Genomic DNA, 19967 nt, shown 5'->3' on the forward strand with positions numbered 1-19967 from the left:
AGGGATCACCTGCCCTGATTGCGCGATGCGTTGATCGCGATGACGAGAATGAGGAAGGCGCCCCAGATGAAATCGATGAGGTGGTTGGAGAACCGCATCATCTGGAAGCCGGAGGAAAGCAGCATCAGCGCCACGAGCGCGATGGCGATGCCCAGCACCCGCCCCTTGCCGCCTGCCGGATTGGTGCCGCCGAGAACGGCGATCAGCACGGCCTGCAGCAGGTAGGACGCGCCATAGTCCGACTTGGCGGCGTTGGTGCGGCCCGAGAGGATGATCCCGGCTATGGAAGCCAGAACGCCGGTGAGCATGTAGGAATAGAGGATCATGCGCTCCTTGCGGATGCCGGCAAAGACGACAGCCCGCGGATTGGTGCCGATCAGCATGAGATTGATGCCGAGCGTGGTGCGCGTCAGGAGAATTGCCACGACGATGCACACCGCGATGAACAGAAGGAAAGGCGTGGCGATGCCGAACAGCTTGCCGTTGCCGACCCAGTTCCACGCATCAGGGAAGCCGACGATGGCAGGCCCGCCGGTCAGAACCAGGGCAAGCCCCATCAGCACCTGTCCGGTGCCGAGCGTGGCGAGGATCGGCGTGATGCGCAGCCTGGCTATGAGGAGGCCGTTGACGAGCCCCGACACAAGCCCGACCAGCAGTGCGAGCAATATGCCGATGATGGTGTAGAACAGCATCCCCGAGCCGGAGGTCTGTGCGGCCTGCACCATGGAGGAGTGAAAATAAACCCCGGCCACGATGCCCGCCAGATTGGCGATGCCGACCACCGAAAGATCGATGCCGCCCGTCAGCATGGCAATCATCATGGCGACGGACAGGATGCCCAGCTCCGGCATGATGTAGCTGATGGATTCAAAGTTGTAATAGCGCAGGAACTTGTCCGGGTTCATCCAGGTCATCAGCGCAAAAACCAGCACGGTGATGACGATGAGCTGGATGATATTGCTGTCTCCGCCAAGGATGCGGCGCATGTCGAAAGACTGTTTCATGTCGCTTGTCTCCTCAGGCGATGCTTTTGCGGTCACGCCATGCGGTGATGGCGGTGGCAACGATGATGATGAGACCCACCACGACGCGCTGCCATGTGGTGTCGACCTTCATGATGATGAGCGAGTTCTTGACCATGACGAGCATGAAGACACCCATCAGCGTGCCCAGAACGGTGCCGCGTCCGCCGAAGATCGACGCGCCGCCAAGAACCACGGCTGCGATCACGTCCAGCTCAAGCCCGACGAAATCACGCGGATTGGCAAGCCAGATCATCGAGGAATGCAGAAGGCCCGCGAAGCCTGCGAGCGCCCCGGCCACGCAATAGACGAAGAAGATGGTGCGGCGGGTATTGAAGCCGACGCGCTTCGCCGCTTCCGGCGATCCGCCATAGGCATAAACGCTGCGGCCGATCATCGTATAATTGAGGATCAGGTGGATCAGTAGCGCCAGCGCCAGATAGACGAGGAACATCGCGGTCAGGCCGAAAGCCGTGCCGGAGGCCGATGTCAGCGAGATCACATCGGTCTTGCCGAATGCGATCAGTTCCTTCGGCATCTTGTTGATGTTGACGATGCTGGTGCCGACAAGGCCCAGCACCAGGCCGCGCACGATGGAGCCTGTGCCGAGCGTGACGATCAGCGGGATCATCTTGAAGCGATGGATGATCAGGCCGTTGAAAGCGCCGAGCAGCAGGCCGATCAATGTTGCCGCGACGAAGGGAATGAACACGCCGTCATAGCCGAGATAGACCATGGCGCGGACCGTCAGATACATGGCCGCGATGGCAAAGGCGGTGAAGGAAACATCGATGCCGCCGGAAATCATCACCAGCAGAACGCCGAGCGCCATGATGCCGATCACGACATTGGAACGCAGCAGGCCGAAGATATTGTCCAGCGACCAGAATGCCGGATTGATGAGGCCGATAATGACCATCGCCGCGAACAGGACGCAGGCAATGATGAATTCGGTACTGCGGAAGAATTTCATGGGCCGGCTCCTCAATTCAGCGTCTTGAGCCGGTCGTTGACGGCATCTTCGGTCATGGTTTCACCGGAAAGCTCATCGACGAAACGCCCGCGATGCATCACCAGCACACGATTGCAGTTCTGCACCAGCTCGGGCACGTCATCGGAAATCATCAGGACGGCGAGCCCTTCATCGCGCGCGAGCTTGCGGATGATGTTGTGGATCTGCGCCTTGGAGCCGACATCGACACCGACGGTCGGCCCATTGAGGATCAGCACTTTGGCACCAGTCAAAAGCCAGCGCGCGAGCACCACGCGCTGCGCATTGCCGCCGGACAGGTGATTGACCGGCGTATGCGGGCCGGGGGCCACAATGTGCATGGCCGAAAACATGTCGCGGGTCGTGGTGTCCGCTTTCGCGCGGTCTATGAAAAGGCCGCGCACGAATTTCTCGATCGAGGTCACGATGATGTTGCGCTCGATCGATTGCGTCAGGAACAGGCCTTCCGTCAGGCGGTCTTCCGGCACATAGGCGACGCCGCAGGCGATCCCCTCCTGCACGGTTTTCGGGTGGACCTTTCTGCCGTCGATGCGCACGGTGCCGGTGAAATCCGGCTTCATGCCGAAGAGCGCCAGCGCGAGCTCCGTGCGGCCCGAACCGATCAGCCCGGATATTCCGACGATCTCGCCTGCATGGAGGGTGAGGCTGGCATTGTCCACGGAACCGGGTACGGAGAGATTGGCGATTTCCAGCGTCGGATCGGCCGAAGCGCCTTCACGCGGGGTCCAGTGATAATGGTCCGATGTGAGTTCCTGGCCGGTCATGGCGCGGGTAATTGCTGGCTCGTCGAAATCGGAAATCGGGCCTTCGGCAACTTTCCTGCCGTTGCGGAAGACAGTCAGCCTTTCGCTTATTTCCAGCATCTCGCGCATCTTGTGGCTGACGAAGAGCACCGCGATACCCTGCGCCTGAATATCGCGCACAATCCTGAACAGCGCGTCCACCTCATGCCGCGTCAGCGCGGTTGTCGGTTCGTCCATGATGATGAGGCGGGCGTCGGCCATGACGGCGCGCGCAATCGCCACGATCTGCTTGCCGGAGGTCGGCAGGCTGTCCACATCCGCATCGAGGTCGATGCTGACGCCAAGCCGGTCGAGCGCCTTCTGCGCCAGTTCGCGCACGCGCTTCCAGTCGACGCCCTTGCGGCCTTCGATCAGAAAAGTATTGATGGCCAGATTTTCGGCAACGGTCAGGTTCCCGAACAGCGAGAAATCCTGATAGATCACCTGAATGCCGTGATGAACCGACTTGACGGGATCGAGCTTGCCGACAGGTTTGCCGTCGATCAGTATCTCGCCGTCTTCCGGCGTGTAGACGCCCGAAATGACCTTGATGATGGTGGATTTGCCGGAGCCGTTCTCGCCTGCCAGACAGTGGATTTCGCCGGGCTTGATGGCAAAGGAAACGTCGTCCAGCGCCCTGACGCCACCGAAACGTTTTCCGATATGGCGCAGTTCGATCAGGTTTTCACTCATGAGGGCCTCGTGCAAGGCTGGAATGCGATTGGCAGGATGGGAGGGGCATGAAGCTCCTCCCGTCAAGCGCGTTTCGATATGATTGAATCAGATCGGCGCTCCATATGTTTGTTTAGACGCGCATCTTATCCAAAAACCGTTTCACACTTTTTGGGATGCGCTCTAAACATCCATGGATATCAGAAGTCGTACTTATCCATGTTTTCCTTGGTCACACCGACCCAGCCTGCGCCATAGAGCAGGTTCGGCTTGGCGGCATCCGGCGCCAGCAGGCTTTCATAGCCCGGCAGTCCCAGATTGAGACCGGCCTTGATCTGGTCGTTCTTCTTTTCAAGCGCTGCGACGGCCAGCATGTTCATGGCATAGCCTGCAACGGCAGGGTCCCAGAACTGGATATACTGGATGTCGTCGTTCTTCAGATATTCGCCAGCCACCGAAACGAGGCCCGTGCCTGCGAAGAAGACCTTGCCCTTGAGACCGCCTTCGGCGATCAGGCGTCCGGCTCCGGCAGAGGTCGGCATCGGCGCGCGAGAATGCCCTTGATGTCCGGATAGGCGGTCATCGCTTCCTTGAGCTTGTTATAGTCGGTGTTGGCGTCATCATAGGTTTCGAGGCGGCCGGTTGCCTCTGCCATTTCCGGGAAATTGGCCTTCTGGTATTCGACGGCACCGTCGATCCATTCCATCTGCGACTTGGAGGTCAGGCTGCCTACGGTCGTGACATATTTGCCCTTGCCGCCCATCGACTTGCCCAGTTCCTTCATGAGGTTGGCGCCATAGGCCTTGTTGTCGAAGGCTTCGATGTCGTAGTCGACGTTCTGGATGTTGGATGCTTCATGGCTGATGACCACGATGCCGCGCTCGCGCGCCTTCTTCAGAACCGGCTCCACTGCTTCGACCGAGAACGGCACGATGGCAATAGCGTCAACGCCCTGCGCGATCAGGTTTTCGACAATCTGCACCTGTGCCGCGGCGTCCGCCTGGCTCGGGCCGACCATCCAGACGTCATTGCCGGTGTCGGCCTTGAACTGGTCCACGCCATCGCGCATGCGGTCGAACCATGCAATGCCGTCCACCTTCACGACCGTCGCGATGGTGTACTTCTTGTCATTGGCCGTGGTGATGAGTTCCTTGTTGATCTTCGACGTATCAACGACGCCTTCCGCGAAAGCGTGCGGAACGGCAACGGACATGGCAATCGCCACGGATGCTAGAAATTTTTTCACCGGTTTTCCTCCCTGGGAATTCTCTGGCCGTCTGCCTCGATGGCTCCGACAGGCCCAACTGTTGCTGCGCCGGTGCACCCGGAACGGTGGGTGCACCGGCGTTCTCCTCCATGCCCCGGCTTCCCGGCCGGGCGAAAATCAATCTGCTTTCCCGCCTGTTTGACGCTGCCAACCGAATTCTGTCCGGCGCGCGCAAAACCCTGTTGTCATATCCTCCCGACAATGCGAATTATAATGTTATAATCCGATCATTATGTTTGGATCGTTTCACATTTATGTTCGGCCTGTCAAGATCGAAGGATCGTAATTGCGTGAAATGTGACGGACGTTTAAACGGATGAGCAGACTGCAAGAATTGGGGACAGTGTGAGCAGAATCAGCCGAAAAGAAGAGCGCATTGCTGAACTGGCGGCGTTGGTCGATGAAGTCGGCGTGCTTCGTCTGCGCGACGCGGCAGCGCGTCTCGGCGTTTCGGAAATGACGATCCGCCGCGATATAGGCAGCGACGGCGGTGCGCTCAATTGTTTGGGTGGTTACATTATCCCCACGCAGGACGGCGCCAACGGCGATTATGTCTTCGATTTTGAAAAGGACAGCCACGCCGGCGCGAAAGCGCAGGCTTGCGCCGCAGCCGCCGCATTGATTGAACCCTATGATACGGTTTTCATCGATTGCGGCACGACGATGCCGCATCTTGCTCACCGCATTCCGCAGAACCAGCACATCACCGTCGTCTGCTACGCGCTCAACATCGCCGAAATCCTGTCGCAGCGCGGCGATGTGCGCCTCATCGTTCTGGGCGGGCTTTACCACCCGGAGGCGGCATCGTTTTCGGGCGATGAGGGGATCGACGTCCTGAAGCGCGTCAACATCAACAAGGCTTTTCTGTCCGCTGGCGGGGTCGATGAACAGCACGGGGTCACGTGCTCGCACTTCCACGAAGTGCCGATCAAGCAGATGGCCATGCAACGCGCCGTCGAGAAACATCTTGTCGTCGACAAGAGCAAATATGGCAAGGTCCGTGCCGCCCGTTTCGCGGGCATGGCTGATTTCACCTCGATCGTCTCGGGCTAGCTCAACCTTCCCGCTTCAAGAGGCCTTCCAGGAATGTCCGGAACGCCTTCACCGCGCGCTTTGACGTCGCTTCGGGATCGTCGGAATTGGCGATCCACTGCGCCGCGCTGCTGCTTGCCGCGTTGATCAGCCGTGCGGCGGCTTCCGCGTCGATATCGATGATGACGCTTTCCTCGCGCAAGGCATCGAGGCTTGTGGTGATCGTGCGGATGCAGCCATTGGCGCTCGGCCAGCAGGACGGATCGCCAAACACCGCCGGTCCGTCGCGGAACATGATGCGCTGGATTTCAGGTTCCAGCGCCATTTCGATATAGGCGACATTCTCGTCGACAAAGCCCTGCCACCGGTTGGGCGCTTTCGCGGAAATCGTGCACAGCCGCGCCGCCATCTCGCAATCGATTTCGTTGATCACGGCCTGCAGAAGACCCTTCTTGTCGCCGAAATGATGGTAGAGCGCGCCTCGCGTCAGTCCGGCGGAGGCGGTAAAATCATCCATCGAAGCTTCGGCATAGCCAACGGTGCCGAAAGCCTTGCGGCCCGCAGCCATCAGCTTCGCCCTTGTTTCGGCAATCATTTCGCTGCGAGGTTTACGCATCGTCGCTCCATTTATTCAGATACGCTGCGTATATTAGTTGACATACGCCGCGTATCAATTATTTAATTAACATACGGATCGTATGCAAGTGATGCAATTTCCCCTTTCAAGGACCCACTCCGATGTCCAATCCATATAAAGAGATTTTCAGCGCGCCCGGCGCTGTCGGCTTTTCGGCGGCTGCATTCTTCGCCCGTCTTCCCATTGCGATGGCGCCTGTCGGCATTGTAGCCATGCTCGCGCAGACCCATGGCGAATATTGGCTGGCGGGCGCGGTCTCTGCCACCTTCGCGCTGACCAATGCATTTGTGTCGCCGCAGATTTCGCGCCTTGTCGACCGTTACGGACAAAGCCGCATCGTCATGCCCGCCACCATCGTTTCGGTGATAGCCTTCATCTTTCTGCTCATAGCTACAAATCAGGGCTGGGCGAACTGGACCCTGTTCGCCTCGGCGTTCTTTGCCGGCGTCATGCCCAGCATTCCCGCGATGGTGCGGGCAAGATGGACTGAAATTTTCCGCAATCGTCCCGAGCTGAACACCGCTTTTGCGTTTGAATCTGCGGCGGATGAGCTGGTCTATATTTCCGGTGCCTCCCTTTCCGTGGCCCTGGCGGTTTCGCTGTTTCCCGAAGCCGGGATGCTGATCAGCACGGCCTTCCTCGCCGTGGGAACGGTTGCCTTCCTCCTGCAACGTTCCAGCGAGCCGCCGATTCGTGCGCTCGACCGGAACAACCCGCAACGTTCGGCGATCTGGTCGCGTCCCGTGCAAATCATCACGCTGGCTCTCATCTTCGTCGGCTCGACCTTCGCGACGGCTGAAGTCAGCGCCGTGGCGATCACGCGGGAGCTTGGCGAGCCCGGCGCAGCCAGCATCGTCATCGGTGTTTATGCCATCGGTTCGTTTCTTGTGGGGATAACGCTTGGCGCATTGTCGATCCGCATTCCATTGCAGCGCCAGTTGCTGATCGCCGTCAGCGTCCTTGCCCTGACCGCGCTGCCGCTGCCCTTCGCCGGTACATCGACCGCGCTTCTGGCGACGGCGGTGTTCGTCAGCGGTGTTGCGATTTCCCCGACATTCATCACGGCATTCGGCCTGATCGAACGCCGCGTGCCAGAGGCGATGCTGACCGAAGGCATCACCTGGGTCATGACTGGCATCGGCATCGGCATGGCGCTGGGCGCCTTCGTTTCCGGCTGGGTGGTCGACAATTTCGGCGCCGGGAACGGCTTCTGGGTTTCGGTCGTGGCGAGCCTCAGCGCAATGGCCGTGGTCGCGCTTGGTCAGGCCAGCCTTTCCGCTGCGACGGAAACCGCCGAATGCGATGCGCTATGCGCCGCCGAAGCGGCAGAATGACGCCATAAGGACGGGCGGGTAATGCCCGCTCGTCAATCTCCATAGATACGCTCTTCCATGGGGGTGGAAGCAATCAGCCCCCTCAGTCCGGCAAGCATGGCCTTCTCGGCCTTGTTGAGATTGGTTTCCGGATTGTGGATCAGGAAAACATCGATGGCGGGCGGGTTTTCATAGGGTGGCAGGCGCCAGAGAAGACCGTCATCGATCTCGCGCCGGGCCACGTGCAGCGGTAGCGGGCCGATGCCAAGGCCGGTGATGATCATGCGGCGCACTTCCTCAAGGCTCGATGACGTGCCGACCACCTCCGGCGAAAGCCGCGCCTCGCTGCGCAGCAGAGCGACAGGTCGTAGCGCGTCGGCAATATGGTCGGTCTGGAACGACACGGACGGCTCCCCCTTCAGATCGGCGAGCGTCAACCCCGACTGGCCGAACATGCGATGGCGGGGGCCGCAGAAAAAGCCGAAGAACTCCCGATAGACCATCGTGTAGTCCAGCGCCGGATCGCGATTGCTCACCAGTCCCAGACCGAAAGAGGCGCGCTTCTCGCGCACCAGCCGGGCGACTTCGGTGCTGGCGGATACGTTGATCGTCAGGGTCGCGCGCGGATGCTGTTCGTGAAAGAGCGCAAGCGCCTGATCGAAGATCGGCGAGATAATGTGGCTCGCAACCGATATGGTGACATGGCCGGTCACGTCGTCTCCCACCCCGCGCACCAGCTGCGGCAATTGGGAAATGGCGCCGAAGACCTCGATGCTCTGCTCATAAAGAAGCTTGCCGACTTCCGTCAGCTCAAAATGGGTGGCGTCCCGCTCCACCAGCCGCTGGCCGATGCGGTCTTCCAGACGGCGCAAGGCATTGCTTACGCTCGGCTGTTTGAGGTTGAGGCGTTCGGCTGCGCGGGTGATGCTTTTCACCTCCGCGATCACCACGAAACTGCGCAGCAGGTTCCAGTCCAGATCCCAGACAAGGCGCTCGGGCCGATGTAACGACATGGCTTTATCCATTCATGAAATCTATGCAATCCATTCCCATTATCTATTTGCGAAATGAATCCATAAAAGCAATCATGAATATTGAGGGGCAGAAACAAGCCTCAAGAAAAACAAACAAGAGGAAGTCGGGAACAAGATGTTTAACAGATTCACGGGTTTCATTGCCGCTGCCGCGATTGCCGCCACCGCAGTTTTTGCAGTTGCGCCCGCACAGGCGGATGATCTTGAAAAGATCAAGGCATCGGGAGAACTCAAGATCGCCATGAGCGGCCAGTATCCGCCGTTCAATTTCGTCAATGAAAAGAACGAAGTCGTGGGCTTCGATGCGTCCATCGGTTCGGCCATTGCCGAACGCATGCAGTTGAAGCCGCAGCTCATCACAACAGCATGGGACGGTATCGTCGCAGGTCTCCGGGCGGGCAAGTTCGACACGGTGGTCGGCTCCATGACGATCACGCCGGAGCGCGAGAAGGCGGTGGACTTCGTCGGACCCTATTATCACGCGGGCCGCGCGGTTTTCGTGAAGGAGGATTCTGCCGTGCAGAAGCTCGATGATCTCAAGGGCAAGACGCTGGGCGTGACACTTGGCGAAACCCACGAGAAATGGGCGCGCGAGCAGGGCGGCTGGACCATCCGCACCTATAAGGGCCTGCCGGAACTGATGCTGGAGCTGAATTCGGGCCGCGTCGACGCCATCGTCGTCGATAATATCCCGGTCATGGTGGCGATCAAGGAAACCGGGCAGAAGGTCCGCAAGCTCGATACGCCGGACATCGAAGGCGGCAGCGTCGCCATCGGCATCGCCATCCGCAAGAACAATCCGGAACTGAAGGCAGCGATGCAGAAGGCTCTCGACGAGATCATGGCCGACGGCACCTACGAGAAAATCTCGATGCAGTGGATCGGCAGCGACATCCGCTGACATGCCGTCATCCCGGCCCGGCAATTGTCCGGGCCGGCTGAGAACCGATTGACCGGAGTTTTCCGATGGATTTTGCGTTGATGCAGCGCGTCCTCCCGTTTTTTCTGGAGGCGGCATGGGTGACTGTGCAAATTTCCGCGCTGGCCCTGATCCTAGGCCTTGTGGTGGCTGCAATACTCGTGGCGGGCCGCCTGTCCCGCTCACCCATTCTGCGCGGGCTGGCGGCGGCCTATGTTAGCGTCTTTCGCGGCACGCCCTGCCTGGTGCAGCTCTTCATTCTCTATTTCGGCGGTCCGCAGGTCGGCATCAATCTGGAGCCGTTTGCCGCCGGTGTCATCGGGCTCGGGCTGAATATCGGCGCCTATATGTCGGAATCGATCCGCGGCGCGATCCAGAGCGTCGACCGCGGCCAGACGGAAGCCGCGCGCTCCATCGGTTTCGGACGCGGCCAGACCATGCGGCTCGTCGTGCTGCCGCAGGCGGCGCGGCTGATGATCCGCCCGCTTGGCGTCAATGCCATAGCTCTTTTGAAAGGCTCGGCGCTGGTTTCCACCATTTCGGTGGTCGAGCTGACCTATACCGCGCAGCGCTTTATCGGCTCGACCTACAAGCCGTTCGAGATTTTCGGCGTCGCCGCCATTCTCTACATGATCATCATCTATGTCGTGGCGCGCGGGGTCGATCTTCTCGACAAGCGCTTTGCGGCGCAGTGAGGGAGGACTGGATGCAGGCTCTCGATTTCAGCATCGTCACTCCCTATACCGATCTGCTTCTGACCGGCCTCTGGTGGACGCTGGTTCTGACCGTGGCTTCGGCCTTCCTAAGCTTCGTGCTCGGCATCGCATTTGCGCTGGTGGTGCTCTATGCGCCCGCAATCCTCGCCTGGCCGGTGCGGTTCTTCATGTGGCTGTTCATGGGAACGCCGCTTCTGCTGCAACTGTTCCTGATCTATTTCGGGCTGGTGCAGATCGGCATCGATATTCCGGCCCTTGGCGCGGGCATCATCGGCCTCAGCTTGCATTTCGCGGTCTATAATGCCGACATCATCCGCGCGGGCATCGTGGCTGTCGATCCGGGCCAGATGGAAGGCGCCCGTTCCATCGGTTTCAGCCACGGTCAGGCCTTGCGCTATGTCGTCATTCCGCAGGCGATCCGCAACACCATCCCGCCGATCGGCAACAACATGATCGTTCTTCTGAAGGACACGTCGCTGGTTTCGATCATCGGCATTGCCGAACTGGTGCACAGCGCCCAGCTTGCCATCAGTGAAACCTTCAGCCCGTTTGAATTCTATATTACCGTCGCGGCCATCTATTACGTGGTCAATCTCGTGCTCGAGGCTGGCCTGCGGCGCATTGAAAGAAAAGTGGAGGTCACGCGATGAGCAGCTCCAAATCGGCAAAACCGATGGTCGAAGTGAAGGACGCCCGCAAGGCCTACGGCGCGCTGGAAGTGTTGAAGGGCATAGACCTTTCAGTGGCGCGGGGCCAGATCGTTGCCATCATCGGTCCCAGCGGCTCCGGCAAGAGCACGCTCCTGCGGTCGATCAACCATCTGGAAACGCTGAATGGCGGAGAGGTCTGGCTGGACGGCGTGCAGGTCAACCAGCCGCTGGCAGGGCAGGCGTTCGAAAAGCACATCAATGCGGTGCGCCAGCAGATGGGCATGGTGTTCCAGCACTTCAACCTGTTCCCGCATCTGACCGTGCTGGAAAACATCACGCTCGGCCCGGTCAAGCTCAAGGGCATGGGCAAGGACGCGGCGCGCACGCTGGCGCTGGAGCTTCTGTCGAAGGTCGGGCTTGCCGACAAGATCGACGTCTACCCCTCGCGCCTGTCGGGCGGGCAGAAGCAGCGCGTGGCAATCGCGCGTGCGCTCGCCATGCAGCCGAAGGTGATGCTGTTCGACGAGGCAACTTCGGCGCTCGACCCCGAACTGGTGGACGAAGTGAATGCCGTCATGAAACAGCTTGCCGCCGAACACATGACGATGCTGATCGTCACGCACGAAATGCGTTTTGCAGGCGAGGTTGCCGACCGCATCCTGTTCATGGATGGCGGCGTAGTCGTGGAAGAAGGACCGCCGGACCAGATACTCAGCAACCCGGTGCAGGAGCGTACCCGCTCCTTCCTCAAGAAATATCTGGCTGCGTGAGGTGTTGGCATGAGCGAGAGAAACAACGAGTTTGCGAATTTCGGGGAGTTTCCCGATTTCGGGCTGACCCCGGCGCAGCGCCGCGACGCTGTCCTCGGCCATTATTACGAATATCCCGGCATGGACGGGCCGCGCGGCGAAATCTGGTGTTATACCGACGCCTATTCCTATCTGCCGGGCGCGACGGTTCATCTGCAGGTAAGTGCGACCGCGCAGCGTTTCGACATCGAAATCGTGCGGGACGGCGCAGTGGTAACGCCGGTATTCTCAAAACGCGGTATCGACTGCAAATGGCAGGATACACCGGCGCAATGTTCGGTCGTCGGCTGCGGCTGGGAAACGACATTCGCCGTCAGGACGGATGAGACCTGGCCCTCCGGCGCTTATCGCATCACGCTGAAGGCGCATGGCAATGACGGCCAGCCCATCCATTGCCATCACCTGTTCATCCTGCGCCCTGCGGCGGGGCGCAAGCCGGGCCGTATCCTGCAGGTTGCCGCAACCGGCACATGGACGGCCTATAATACCTGGGGCGGCTCCAACCATTATCAGGGCATTACCGGGCCGAATGGCGATCAATATGCGACGACGGTGAGCATCGAGCGCCCGTTCTGCCGTGGCTTCGCGCTGCTGCCGCCCGATGCGCCGCGCGTGCCGCTGGAAATCGTCACGCCCCCTGCCGCGCCACCGCGCTATCCGCACATGGAATGGGCCTATGCCAATGGCTATTCCAAGAAATATGCCTCGTCCGGCTGGGCAAGCTATGACAGCCTGTTCTTCCGCTGGGCCGAACGGGAAGACTATGCGGTCGATCTCGCAACCCAGCATGAGCTGCATTTCGCGCCGGAAATTCTCGACGGTTATGACTGCGTGGTCTTTGTCGGTCATGATGAATACTGGACATGGGAAATGCGCGATGCCGTCGATAATTATGTCGATGGCGGCGGTCGTGCGGCCCGTTTTGCGGGCAATTTCATGTGGCAGACACGGCTTGAGGACAATGGCAAGCGCCAGACCTGCTATAAATATCGCGCCCGTGCCGAAGACCCGGTCTATCGCTCCGCCGATCCGCGCCGCACAAGCGGCTGCTGGGAAGCGACTGAAACCGGACGGCCTGCTGCCGAAACTTTCGGCCTCAATGCGTTGCGCGGGCTTTATGTCGGCTGGGGCGGCTGCGCCCCGCGCGGCGTTCGCGGTTTCCCGGTCTACCGTCCCGAACACTGGGCCTTTGCAGGAACCGGCATCTATTACGGCGATCTTCTGGGTTCGGAAGGCCATGCCTTCGGCTACGAGGTCGACGGGCTGGATTATGTGATCCGTGGCGGATTGCCGGAGCCGAAGGAGGGCAGCGGCGCACCTGACGGGTTGCAGATTCTGGCGCTCGGCATGTCGTCTCTCAAGGAGGAAAGCGCGGATATTCCGGCCGACGACCAGTTCCTTTCCGACGCCGATGCAAAATTCGTGGCCGATACGTTGATTGGCAATGATGGGGATGCAGCCGTGGAACGCATCAAGCGGGGCTGCGGCATGATCGTCAATTTTCCACGCGGCAAGGGCGAGGTTTTCCACGCCGGAAGCTGTGAGTGGGTAGCGGCTCTCAAGCGCGGCGACCGCATGGTCGAGCGCGTGACCGCCAATGTTCTCAACCATTATCTCGAGCGCTGACAGAGTAACGCCATGCTCAACACAAATGCACAGAATGAACGCCCGGCATCGCATCTTTTCTACCAGTCGCGCCTGCGCAGGCCGCTGGTGGATCGCGCCGAGGGCATCTACATCTGGGACCAGGACGGACGCCGCGTCATCGACGGATCGAGTGGCGCGATGGTGGTCAATATCGGCCATGGCAATCGCAACGTGCTCGATGCCATGAAGGAGCAGATGGACCGCGTGACCTTCGCCTATCGCCTGCATTTTGAAAACGAACCGGCGGAAGATCTGGCGCGCATGGCCGCCGAGCGGATGCCGGAAGGTCTGGACAAGATATTCTTCGTTTCCGGCGGTTCGGAAGCGGTCGAATCCTGCATCAAGCTTGCCCGCCAATGGGCGGTTGCGACCGGGCAGGGCAAGCGCTGGAAAGTGATTTCACGCTTTCCATCCTATCACGGCGGCACGCTTGGGGCGCTCGCCGTCACCGGCTATGCGGCCCTGAGCGAGCCTTTCGCGCCCATCATGCGCGAAATGCCCAAGGTTCCGGCACCGACCGCCTATCTCGACCGCGACAATCTCTCGATGGAACAGCGCGGACAGAAATATGCCGACATGCTGGAGGAACGGATTCAGGAGGAAGGCCCTGAAAGCGTGCTCGCCTTTATCATGGAGCCGATCGGCGGAGCGTCCACGGGCGCGCTGGTCGCGCCCGACAGCTATTATCCGCGCATCCGCGAAATCTGCGACCGTTATGGCATCCTGCTGATCCATGACGAGGTGATGAGCGGCGCCGGGCGCACCGGAAAGTTTCTGGGCGGCGACCACTGGAACTGCAAGCCGGACCTGATCGCGCTTTCCAAGGGCTTTGCCTCCGGTTATTGCCCGCTGGGCGCGATGGCAGCGCCGGGGCGCATCGTGCAACCGGTTCTGGACGCGGGCGGCTTCCTGCATGGCTTCACCTATGCCGGCAATCCGCTGGCCTGCGCGGCGGGCAAGGCGGTGCTGCAGGAAATCGATCGCCTCGATCTCGTCGGCAATGCCGCCCGCATGGGCGATGCGCTGAAGGGCGAACTGGAAGGGCTTGCAAAGCGCTTCCCCTTCATCGGCGATGTGCGCGGCAAGGGCCTGCTGCTCGCTGCCGAATTCGTTTCCGACCCTGAAACCATGAAGCCGCTGCCGAAGGAGTTGAACGCCCATCAGCGCATGGTCGATCTTGCCTATGAGCGCGGGCTGATCATCTATTCGCGCCGCACGCGCGGCGGCGTCGAGGGGGATCACTTCCTGGTCTGCCCGCCCATGATCGTCAGCCGCGAACAGGTCGGCGAGATCACCGCCATCGTCGGCGATACGCTGGAGGTTCTGGCGCGTGAGCTCAAACTGCCCGTGAATGCGTAAGGAAACCGGATCATGACCGACAAGAAGAAAATGCGTCGCAAGGTGATCATCACCTGCGCGGTGACCGGTTCCGTACACACGCCGTCCATGTCGCCGCATCTGCCGGTAACGCCCGACGAGATTGCGAGCGAAGCCATTGCGGCAGCGGAAGCGGGTGCGTCGATCCTGCATCTGCATGCCCGCGACCCGCGCGACGGCAGGCCGTCCGCCAATCCGGACCTGTTCATGCAGTTCCTGCCGCGCATCAAGCAATCGACATCTGCCGTGGTGAATATCTCCACCGGCGGCTCGTCGCTGATGACGCTGGAGGACCGGCTCGCCGCGCCGCTCCGGGCAGAGCCGGAAATGTGCTCGCTCAATATGGGTTCGATGAATTTCGCGCTGTTCCCGGCACTCGACAAGCCGCGCGAGTGGAAACATGCGTGGGAGCCGGAACTGCTAGAAGCCACCCGCCATTCGATCTTCAAGAACACTTTCGCGGACATGGAAGGCATTCTGACCAGTCTCGGACAGGGCTGCGGCACGCGCTTCGAGTTCGAATGCTACGATGTCGGCCATCTCTATTCGCTGGCGCATTTCCGCGACCGGGGACTGGTGTCGGGCCATCTGTTCATCCAGTTCGTCTTTGGCGTTCTGGGTGGCATCGGGGCCGATCCGGACAATCTCATGCATATGAAGCGGATTGCCGACAAGCTGTTCGGGGACGACTATTCCTTTTCCGTGCTGGCGGCGGGGCGGCACCAGATACCCATGATCACCATGGCGGCCGCCATGGGCGGCAATGTCCGCGTCGGTCTGGAAGACAGCCTTTATGACGGGCGGGGCCAGCTTGCCAGAAGCAATGCCGATCAGGTGCGGCGCATCCGCGGCATCCTCGACAGCCTGTCGCTGGACGTTGCAACGCCCGAGGAGGCACGCGAATATCTGGGCCTCAAAGGCGGAGACAGGGTGGCATTCTAGAGCATGTCTCCCGAAAAGACATGCGGTCAAACAATCAGATAGAGAGCTTCCAATGATTCAATCAAGACAGGAAATGCTCTGATGCCGAAAATCGTGTTGGATAGCAAAAGGCGCATCATCGTTCGTCTGGGCGAACCCGCCGATGCCGAAATGATCCATGAGGCGATCCGCATCATGGGCGAGGGGCTTGGCGCTGCCGACAGGATTTCCAGCACGGTCGAGGATTTTCGCCGTTACGGTTTCGGCCCCTATGCGGCATTCACCAGCCTGATCGCCGAGGTGGACGGGGCATTTGCCGGGCTCGCCCTGTTCTTCCCCATCTTCTCGACATGGTATGGCAAGCCCGGCGTCTACGTGCAGGACCTCTATGTCGATGAAGCCTTTCGCGGCAACGGGATCGGCGAAGTGCTTCTGCGCCATGTCGCCTCCTGGTCGATGGCGCGGGGCGGCGTCTATCTGCGGCTGGCCGTGGACCGGGACAATATTGCTGCGCAGAGATTTTATGAGCGGCTCGGTATCGGCTGGATCGAATCCGACCGCGATCACGGCGCCTATGGCGAGGATTTCACCCGCCTGGCGCGCATCAATCAAATCAGGGAGCAGTCATGAAAGCCTTTTACGCCGTCGAGCAGAAGCGTCACGACCCGAAAGCCTTTCTTTCCAGCGGCGCGCCGCAGCCGAACCCCGAACAGCCGGAGCGTGTCGAACGTCTGCTCGCCGGTGCGAAGGCCGCAGGCTGCGAGATCATCCGTCCGCAAGATCACGGCCTTGGCCCGATTGCCGCCGTGCATACGCCGGAATATCTGGAATTCCTTCAGCACATCCATGCCCGCTGGCGGCGTATCGAAGAGGCGTCGGAAGAGGTGATCCCCAACATCCATCCGCTTGCGCGTGATGGCCGCTATCCGGCGTCCGCCGTGGGACAGGTCGGCTATCACATGGCCGATACGGCCTGCCCGATTGCCGAGCACACATGGGAAAGCGTGTGCTGGAGCGCGTGGAGCGCGGTCGATGCCGCCGATGCGGTGCTTGCAGGCGAGGTCGCGGCCTATGCGCTCTGCCGTCCGCCGGGGCATCATGCCTTTGCCGATGTGGCGGGCGGCTTCTGCTTCGTCAACAATTCGGCGGTCGCCGCAGAGCGCCTGCGCTCCAAGGCCCGGCGCGTGGCGATCCTCGACGTCGATCTTCATCACGGCAACGGCACGCAGGGCATATTCTATTCCCGCCCCGATGTGCTGACCGTCTCCATCCATGCCGATCCGGTGCGTTTCTATCCATTCTTCTGGGGCCACGCCGACGAACGTGGCGAAGGCGCGGGGCTTGGCTACAATCTCAACCTGCCGCTGCCGCGCAAATCCGGCGACGCCGAATTCCTCGCTTCGCTCGACACGGCCTTCCGCCGCATCGAAGCCTTCGCGCCCGATGCGATTGTTGTCGCACTAGGCCTCGACCCGTTCGAGGGCGACCCGTTCGGCGGGTTGTCGGTGACCACCGGCGGTTTCGGACGCATCGCCGAAGCGATCGCGAAGCTGCGGCTGCCAACCGTCATCGTGCAGGAAGGCGGCTATCTGTGCGATGCGCTGGGCGATAATCTCACGGCCTTCCTCGGCGGTTACCGGTCGGTGGCCCGATGAGGGGCCTTGTTACTTTTGTGGGCGTCGCGCATCCGTGGATGTGCGATGTCATGGGACACATGAATGTCCGACATTATGCCGGGATGTTCGACGATGCGAGCTTCCAACTGCTTGGCCACATCGCAGGGAAAATTCCCGATGAGGCATTCGGCTGGGCGGATGTGCGCTCGACAACCGAATACAAGCGGGAAGTGCCAGCCGGGGACCTGCTGACGATCCATTCGCAGGTGTTGAAAGTCGGGCGCTCGTCGATCACGTTTCGCCAGACGATGGCGGGTTCGCTCGACGGCGAACTGCGCGCGGTCAACGAAGTTACCTCTGTATATTTCGACAAGGTTGCGCGGCGTTCAGCCGAACTTGCACCCGACATGCGCGTGAGGGCCGGGAAGCTGCTTGCGGATCAACCGGCCTGCTGACATGAAAAGTCCAGCACGCTTTTCGTGCATTCGCATTGAAGGTCGCGCAACAGGCCATCCTTGAGGCCATAAATCCAGCCGTGCACGACGATCTCCTTGTTCTGTTTCCAGGCCGATTGCAGAACCGGCGTGCGCGACAGGCTTTCCACCTGCGAGGCGACGGTCAGCTCGCAAAGCCGGTTCAGGCGTTCCTCGGGATCGGTAAAGCGGTCGAGTTCCTGCTCATGGGTCTGCGCGATATCGCGCACCGGCTGCAGCCAGTTGTCGATGATGCCGTGGCCATAACCGGCCATGGCGGCGCGCACGCCGCCGCAACCGTAATGGCCGCAGACGATGATGTGCCTGATCTCCAGCACCTCGACCGCAAATTCGAGCACCGACAGCAGGTTGAGATCGGCGCGATGGACGAGGTTGGCGACGTTGCGGTGCACGAACACCTCGCCCGGCTGCAATCCGGTGACGACATTGGCCGGAACGCGGCTGTCGGAACAGCCGATCCAGAGATATTCCGGGCGCTGCATCGAGGACAGCCGGCTGAAATATTCGGGATCTTCCCGGCGTTTTTCCGCGGCCCACTGCCGGTTATGTTCGAAAAGGTCTGATAGCATGAACCCGTCTCATCCGGATGATCTTCATTCTCGGACATAGACGAATATAGAAGTACAGTATTTGACGCCGATCAAGCAGGACCTGCTTCGGCAGTGAAAGGAGCGGGCCGGATGCCCGCTCCCTCTGGTTTTATTCGGTGGGCTTGTCGCTGCGGCCGATGCCGAGCAGCTGGTAGAAAACGAGGGCGGCCAGCGTTGATGTCGCAATGCCGCCGAGCGCGAACTCGCCGATTTTCAAGGTAAAATCGCCCGCGCCGAAAATGAGCGCCACACCGGCGGTGAACAGGTTGCGGGAATCCGCGAAATCCACCTTGTTGACGATCCAGATGCGCGCCATGGCCGAGGCGATGAGGCCGAAGACCGAAACGGCAAGACCAGCCAGAACCGGAGCCGGGATCGTCTGCAGGATCGCGCCGAATTTCGGCGACATGCCGAGGATCAGCGCCATGACGGCGGCAATCACGAAGATCAGCGTGGAATAAACCTTGGTCATCGCCATGACGCCGATGTTTTCGGCATAGGTGGTTACGCCGGTGCCGCCGCCCGAACCGGAAATCATGGTCGCGATGCCGTCACCGAGGAAGCCGCGGCCGATGTAGCGGTCCATGTTCTGGCCGGTGATCGAACCGAGCGCCTTGATATGACCGAGGTTTTCCGCCACGAGCACGATGGCGACCGGCGCGATCAGGGTGACCGCCTGCCAGTTGAATTCCGGCGTGGTGAAATGCGGCAGACCGAACCATGCCGCATTGCTGACGGCGGTGAAATCGATGCCCGGCACGATGCCAAGGCCGTTGCCGAGGATCAGGACCAGCAGATAACCGAAAAGCAGTGCGAAGAGCACCGACAGGCGCTTGGTGCCGCGCGGACCATAGGCGGCGATCATACCCATGCAGAGAACGGTAAGCAGCGCGATGGTGATATGCGTGCCGCTTCCCTTCAGCTGGCCGACAGCGACCGGGGCGAGGTTGAGGCCGATGGAAACGCCGATGGCGCCGGTGACGACCGGGGGCATAAGCCGCTCCACCCAGCCCGTGCCGATGGCCATGACCACGAGGCCGATAAGCGCATAGAGCGCGCCGCAGGCGATGATGCCGCCAAGCGCGATTGCTATATTGGGATTAGGGCCGGAGCCGCCATAGCCGGTTGCGGCAATGACGACCGCGATGAACGCGAAGGACGAACCGAGATAGCTTGGCACCCGGCCTGCCGTCAGCACGAAGAACAGAAGCGTGCCGATGCCGGAAAAGAAGACGGCTACATTGGGATCGAAGCCCATGAGCAGGGGCGCGACGATGGTCGAGCCGGACATTGCAAGCAGGTGTTGCACGCCCATCGGAATGGCGGCGGCGGCCGGAAGACGCTCGTCAGGAAGCACGACGGCGTTTGATGTCAAACGCCAACTTGGAAAATAGCCCATGATGTCCCTCTGGAAAATATTATCCGTTTGTTTTTAACGCGCATCTTTTCCGAAAACC

The 19967-nt window shown here is 60.5% G+C and carries 19 protein-coding genes and 1 pseudogene; 12 read left to right on the forward strand and 8 right to left on the reverse strand.

Annotated elements, in window-relative coordinates:
• Positions 1-5: 5 nt before the first annotated feature.
• The 4 genes and pseudogenes from ACS5UA_RS06100 to ACS5UA_RS06115 all read right to left on the reverse strand — a co-directional run bounded on the left by ACS5UA_RS06100 (position 6) and on the right by ACS5UA_RS06115 (position 4734).
• Positions 6-1004 (reverse strand): ABC transporter permease, encoded by a 999-nt coding sequence (locus ACS5UA_RS06100; protein WP_443101232.1) that lies wholly within the window; start codon positions 1002-1004, stop codon positions 6-8.
• Between the two features lie 13 nt (positions 1005-1017).
• Positions 1018-1995, reverse strand: coding sequence for an ABC transporter permease (locus ACS5UA_RS06105; RefSeq protein WP_006472056.1), 978 nt, complete (start codon positions 1993-1995; stop codon positions 1018-1020).
• Positions 1996-2006: 11 nt separating this feature from the next.
• A complete protein-coding gene (locus ACS5UA_RS06110; RefSeq protein ID WP_112701357.1) occupies positions 2007-3509 on the reverse strand; it encodes a sugar ABC transporter ATP-binding protein in 1503 nt (500 codons plus the stop codon).
• A gap of 179 nt (positions 3510-3688) precedes the next feature.
• A pseudogene (locus tag ACS5UA_RS06115) lies at positions 3689-4734 on the reverse strand (autoinducer 2 ABC transporter substrate-binding protein).
• 366 nt (positions 4735-5100) lie between these two features.
• Here ACS5UA_RS06115 and ACS5UA_RS06120 point away from each other — a divergent pair.
• A complete protein-coding gene (locus ACS5UA_RS06120) occupies positions 5101-5808 on the forward strand; it encodes a DeoR/GlpR family DNA-binding transcription regulator (protein ID WP_021585450.1) in 708 nt (235 codons plus the stop codon).
• A 1-nt stretch (position 5809) separates the two neighbouring features.
• Here ACS5UA_RS06120 and ACS5UA_RS06125 read toward each other — a convergent pair whose 3' ends face one another.
• Positions 5810-6403, reverse strand: coding sequence for a TetR/AcrR family transcriptional regulator (locus tag ACS5UA_RS06125; RefSeq protein WP_031346173.1), 594 nt, complete (start codon positions 6401-6403; stop codon positions 5810-5812).
• Between the two features lie 122 nt (positions 6404-6525).
• On the opposite strand from ACS5UA_RS06125, the gene ACS5UA_RS06130 reads away from it, so the two are divergent.
• Positions 6526-7758: an MFS transporter gene (locus ACS5UA_RS06130; RefSeq protein WP_021585452.1), complete on the forward strand. Its 1233-nt coding sequence runs from the start codon at positions 6526-6528 to the stop codon at positions 7756-7758.
• A gap of 32 nt (positions 7759-7790) precedes the next feature.
• Here ACS5UA_RS06130 and ACS5UA_RS06135 read toward each other — a convergent pair whose 3' ends face one another.
• A complete protein-coding gene (locus ACS5UA_RS06135) occupies positions 7791-8750 on the reverse strand; it encodes a LysR family transcriptional regulator (protein WP_021585453.1) in 960 nt (319 codons plus the stop codon).
• 136 nt (positions 8751-8886) lie between these two features.
• Here ACS5UA_RS06135 and ACS5UA_RS06140 point away from each other — a divergent pair, with 136 nt between their 5' ends.
• From ACS5UA_RS06140 to ACS5UA_RS06185, 10 genes are all read left to right on the forward strand, one after another.
• Positions 8887-9672, forward strand: a complete 786-nt coding sequence (locus tag ACS5UA_RS06140) for an ABC transporter substrate-binding protein (RefSeq protein WP_021585454.1) — start codon at positions 8887-8889, stop codon at positions 9670-9672.
• Between the two features lie 65 nt (positions 9673-9737).
• The gene (locus tag ACS5UA_RS06145; RefSeq protein ID WP_021585455.1) at positions 9738-10385 is read left to right on the forward strand and encodes an amino acid ABC transporter permease; all 648 of its coding nucleotides are present in this window, start codon (positions 9738-9740) and stop codon (positions 10383-10385) included.
• A gap of 11 nt (positions 10386-10396) precedes the next feature.
• On the forward strand, positions 10397-11056 hold the full coding sequence (locus ACS5UA_RS06150; protein ID WP_006472058.1) for an amino acid ABC transporter permease: 660 nt from the start codon (positions 10397-10399) through the stop codon (positions 11054-11056).
• A gap of 23 nt (positions 11057-11079) precedes the next feature.
• The gene (locus ACS5UA_RS06155; RefSeq protein WP_112701377.1) at positions 11080-11826 is read left to right on the forward strand and encodes an amino acid ABC transporter ATP-binding protein; all 747 of its coding nucleotides are present in this window, start codon (positions 11080-11082) and stop codon (positions 11824-11826) included.
• A 9-nt stretch (positions 11827-11835) separates the two neighbouring features.
• Positions 11836-13491, forward strand: a complete 1656-nt coding sequence (locus tag ACS5UA_RS06160; protein WP_112701356.1) for a N,N-dimethylformamidase beta subunit family domain-containing protein — start codon at positions 11836-11838, stop codon at positions 13489-13491.
• Positions 13492-13503: 12 nt separating this feature from the next.
• Positions 13504-14871, forward strand: coding sequence for an aminotransferase family protein (locus ACS5UA_RS06165; protein ID WP_021585459.1), 1368 nt, complete (start codon positions 13504-13506; stop codon positions 14869-14871).
• A 12-nt stretch (positions 14872-14883) separates the two neighbouring features.
• Positions 14884-15831: a 3-keto-5-aminohexanoate cleavage protein gene (locus ACS5UA_RS06170; RefSeq protein WP_021585460.1), complete on the forward strand. Its 948-nt coding sequence runs from the start codon at positions 14884-14886 to the stop codon at positions 15829-15831.
• Between the two features lie 81 nt (positions 15832-15912).
• Positions 15913-16440 carry a GNAT family N-acetyltransferase gene (locus ACS5UA_RS06175; protein WP_021585461.1) on the forward strand — a complete coding sequence of 176 codons (528 nt, stop codon included), beginning with the start codon at positions 15913-15915 and terminating at the stop codon, positions 16438-16440.
• Positions 16437-17465 carry a histone deacetylase family protein gene (locus ACS5UA_RS06180; protein ID WP_021585462.1) on the forward strand — a complete coding sequence of 343 codons (1029 nt, stop codon included), beginning with the start codon at positions 16437-16439 and terminating at the stop codon, positions 17463-17465. Before ACS5UA_RS06175 ends, ACS5UA_RS06180 begins: the two co-directional genes overlap by 4 nt.
• Complete coding sequence (locus tag ACS5UA_RS06185; RefSeq protein WP_031346177.1) at positions 17462-17881, forward strand: acyl-CoA thioesterase; 420 nt, start codon at positions 17462-17464, stop codon at positions 17879-17881. The genes ACS5UA_RS06180 and ACS5UA_RS06185 overlap by 4 nt, the downstream gene beginning before the upstream one ends.
• Here the strand turns inward: ACS5UA_RS06185 and can are convergent.
• Entirely contained in the window at positions 17866-18489 is a 624-nt protein-coding gene (can, locus tag ACS5UA_RS06190; RefSeq protein WP_021585464.1) for a carbonate dehydratase, read from the reverse strand. The genes ACS5UA_RS06185 and can overlap by 16 nt on opposite strands.
• 130 nt (positions 18490-18619) lie before the next feature.
• A complete protein-coding gene (locus ACS5UA_RS06195; RefSeq protein WP_112701354.1) occupies positions 18620-19909 on the reverse strand; it encodes a solute carrier family 23 protein in 1290 nt (429 codons plus the stop codon).
• Between the last annotated feature and the right edge of the window lie 58 nt (positions 19910-19967).

It is taken from the genome of Brucella sp. RRSP16 (assembly GCF_052246815.1).
GTDB lineage: Bacteria > Pseudomonadota > Alphaproteobacteria > Rhizobiales > Rhizobiaceae > Brucella > Brucella intermedia.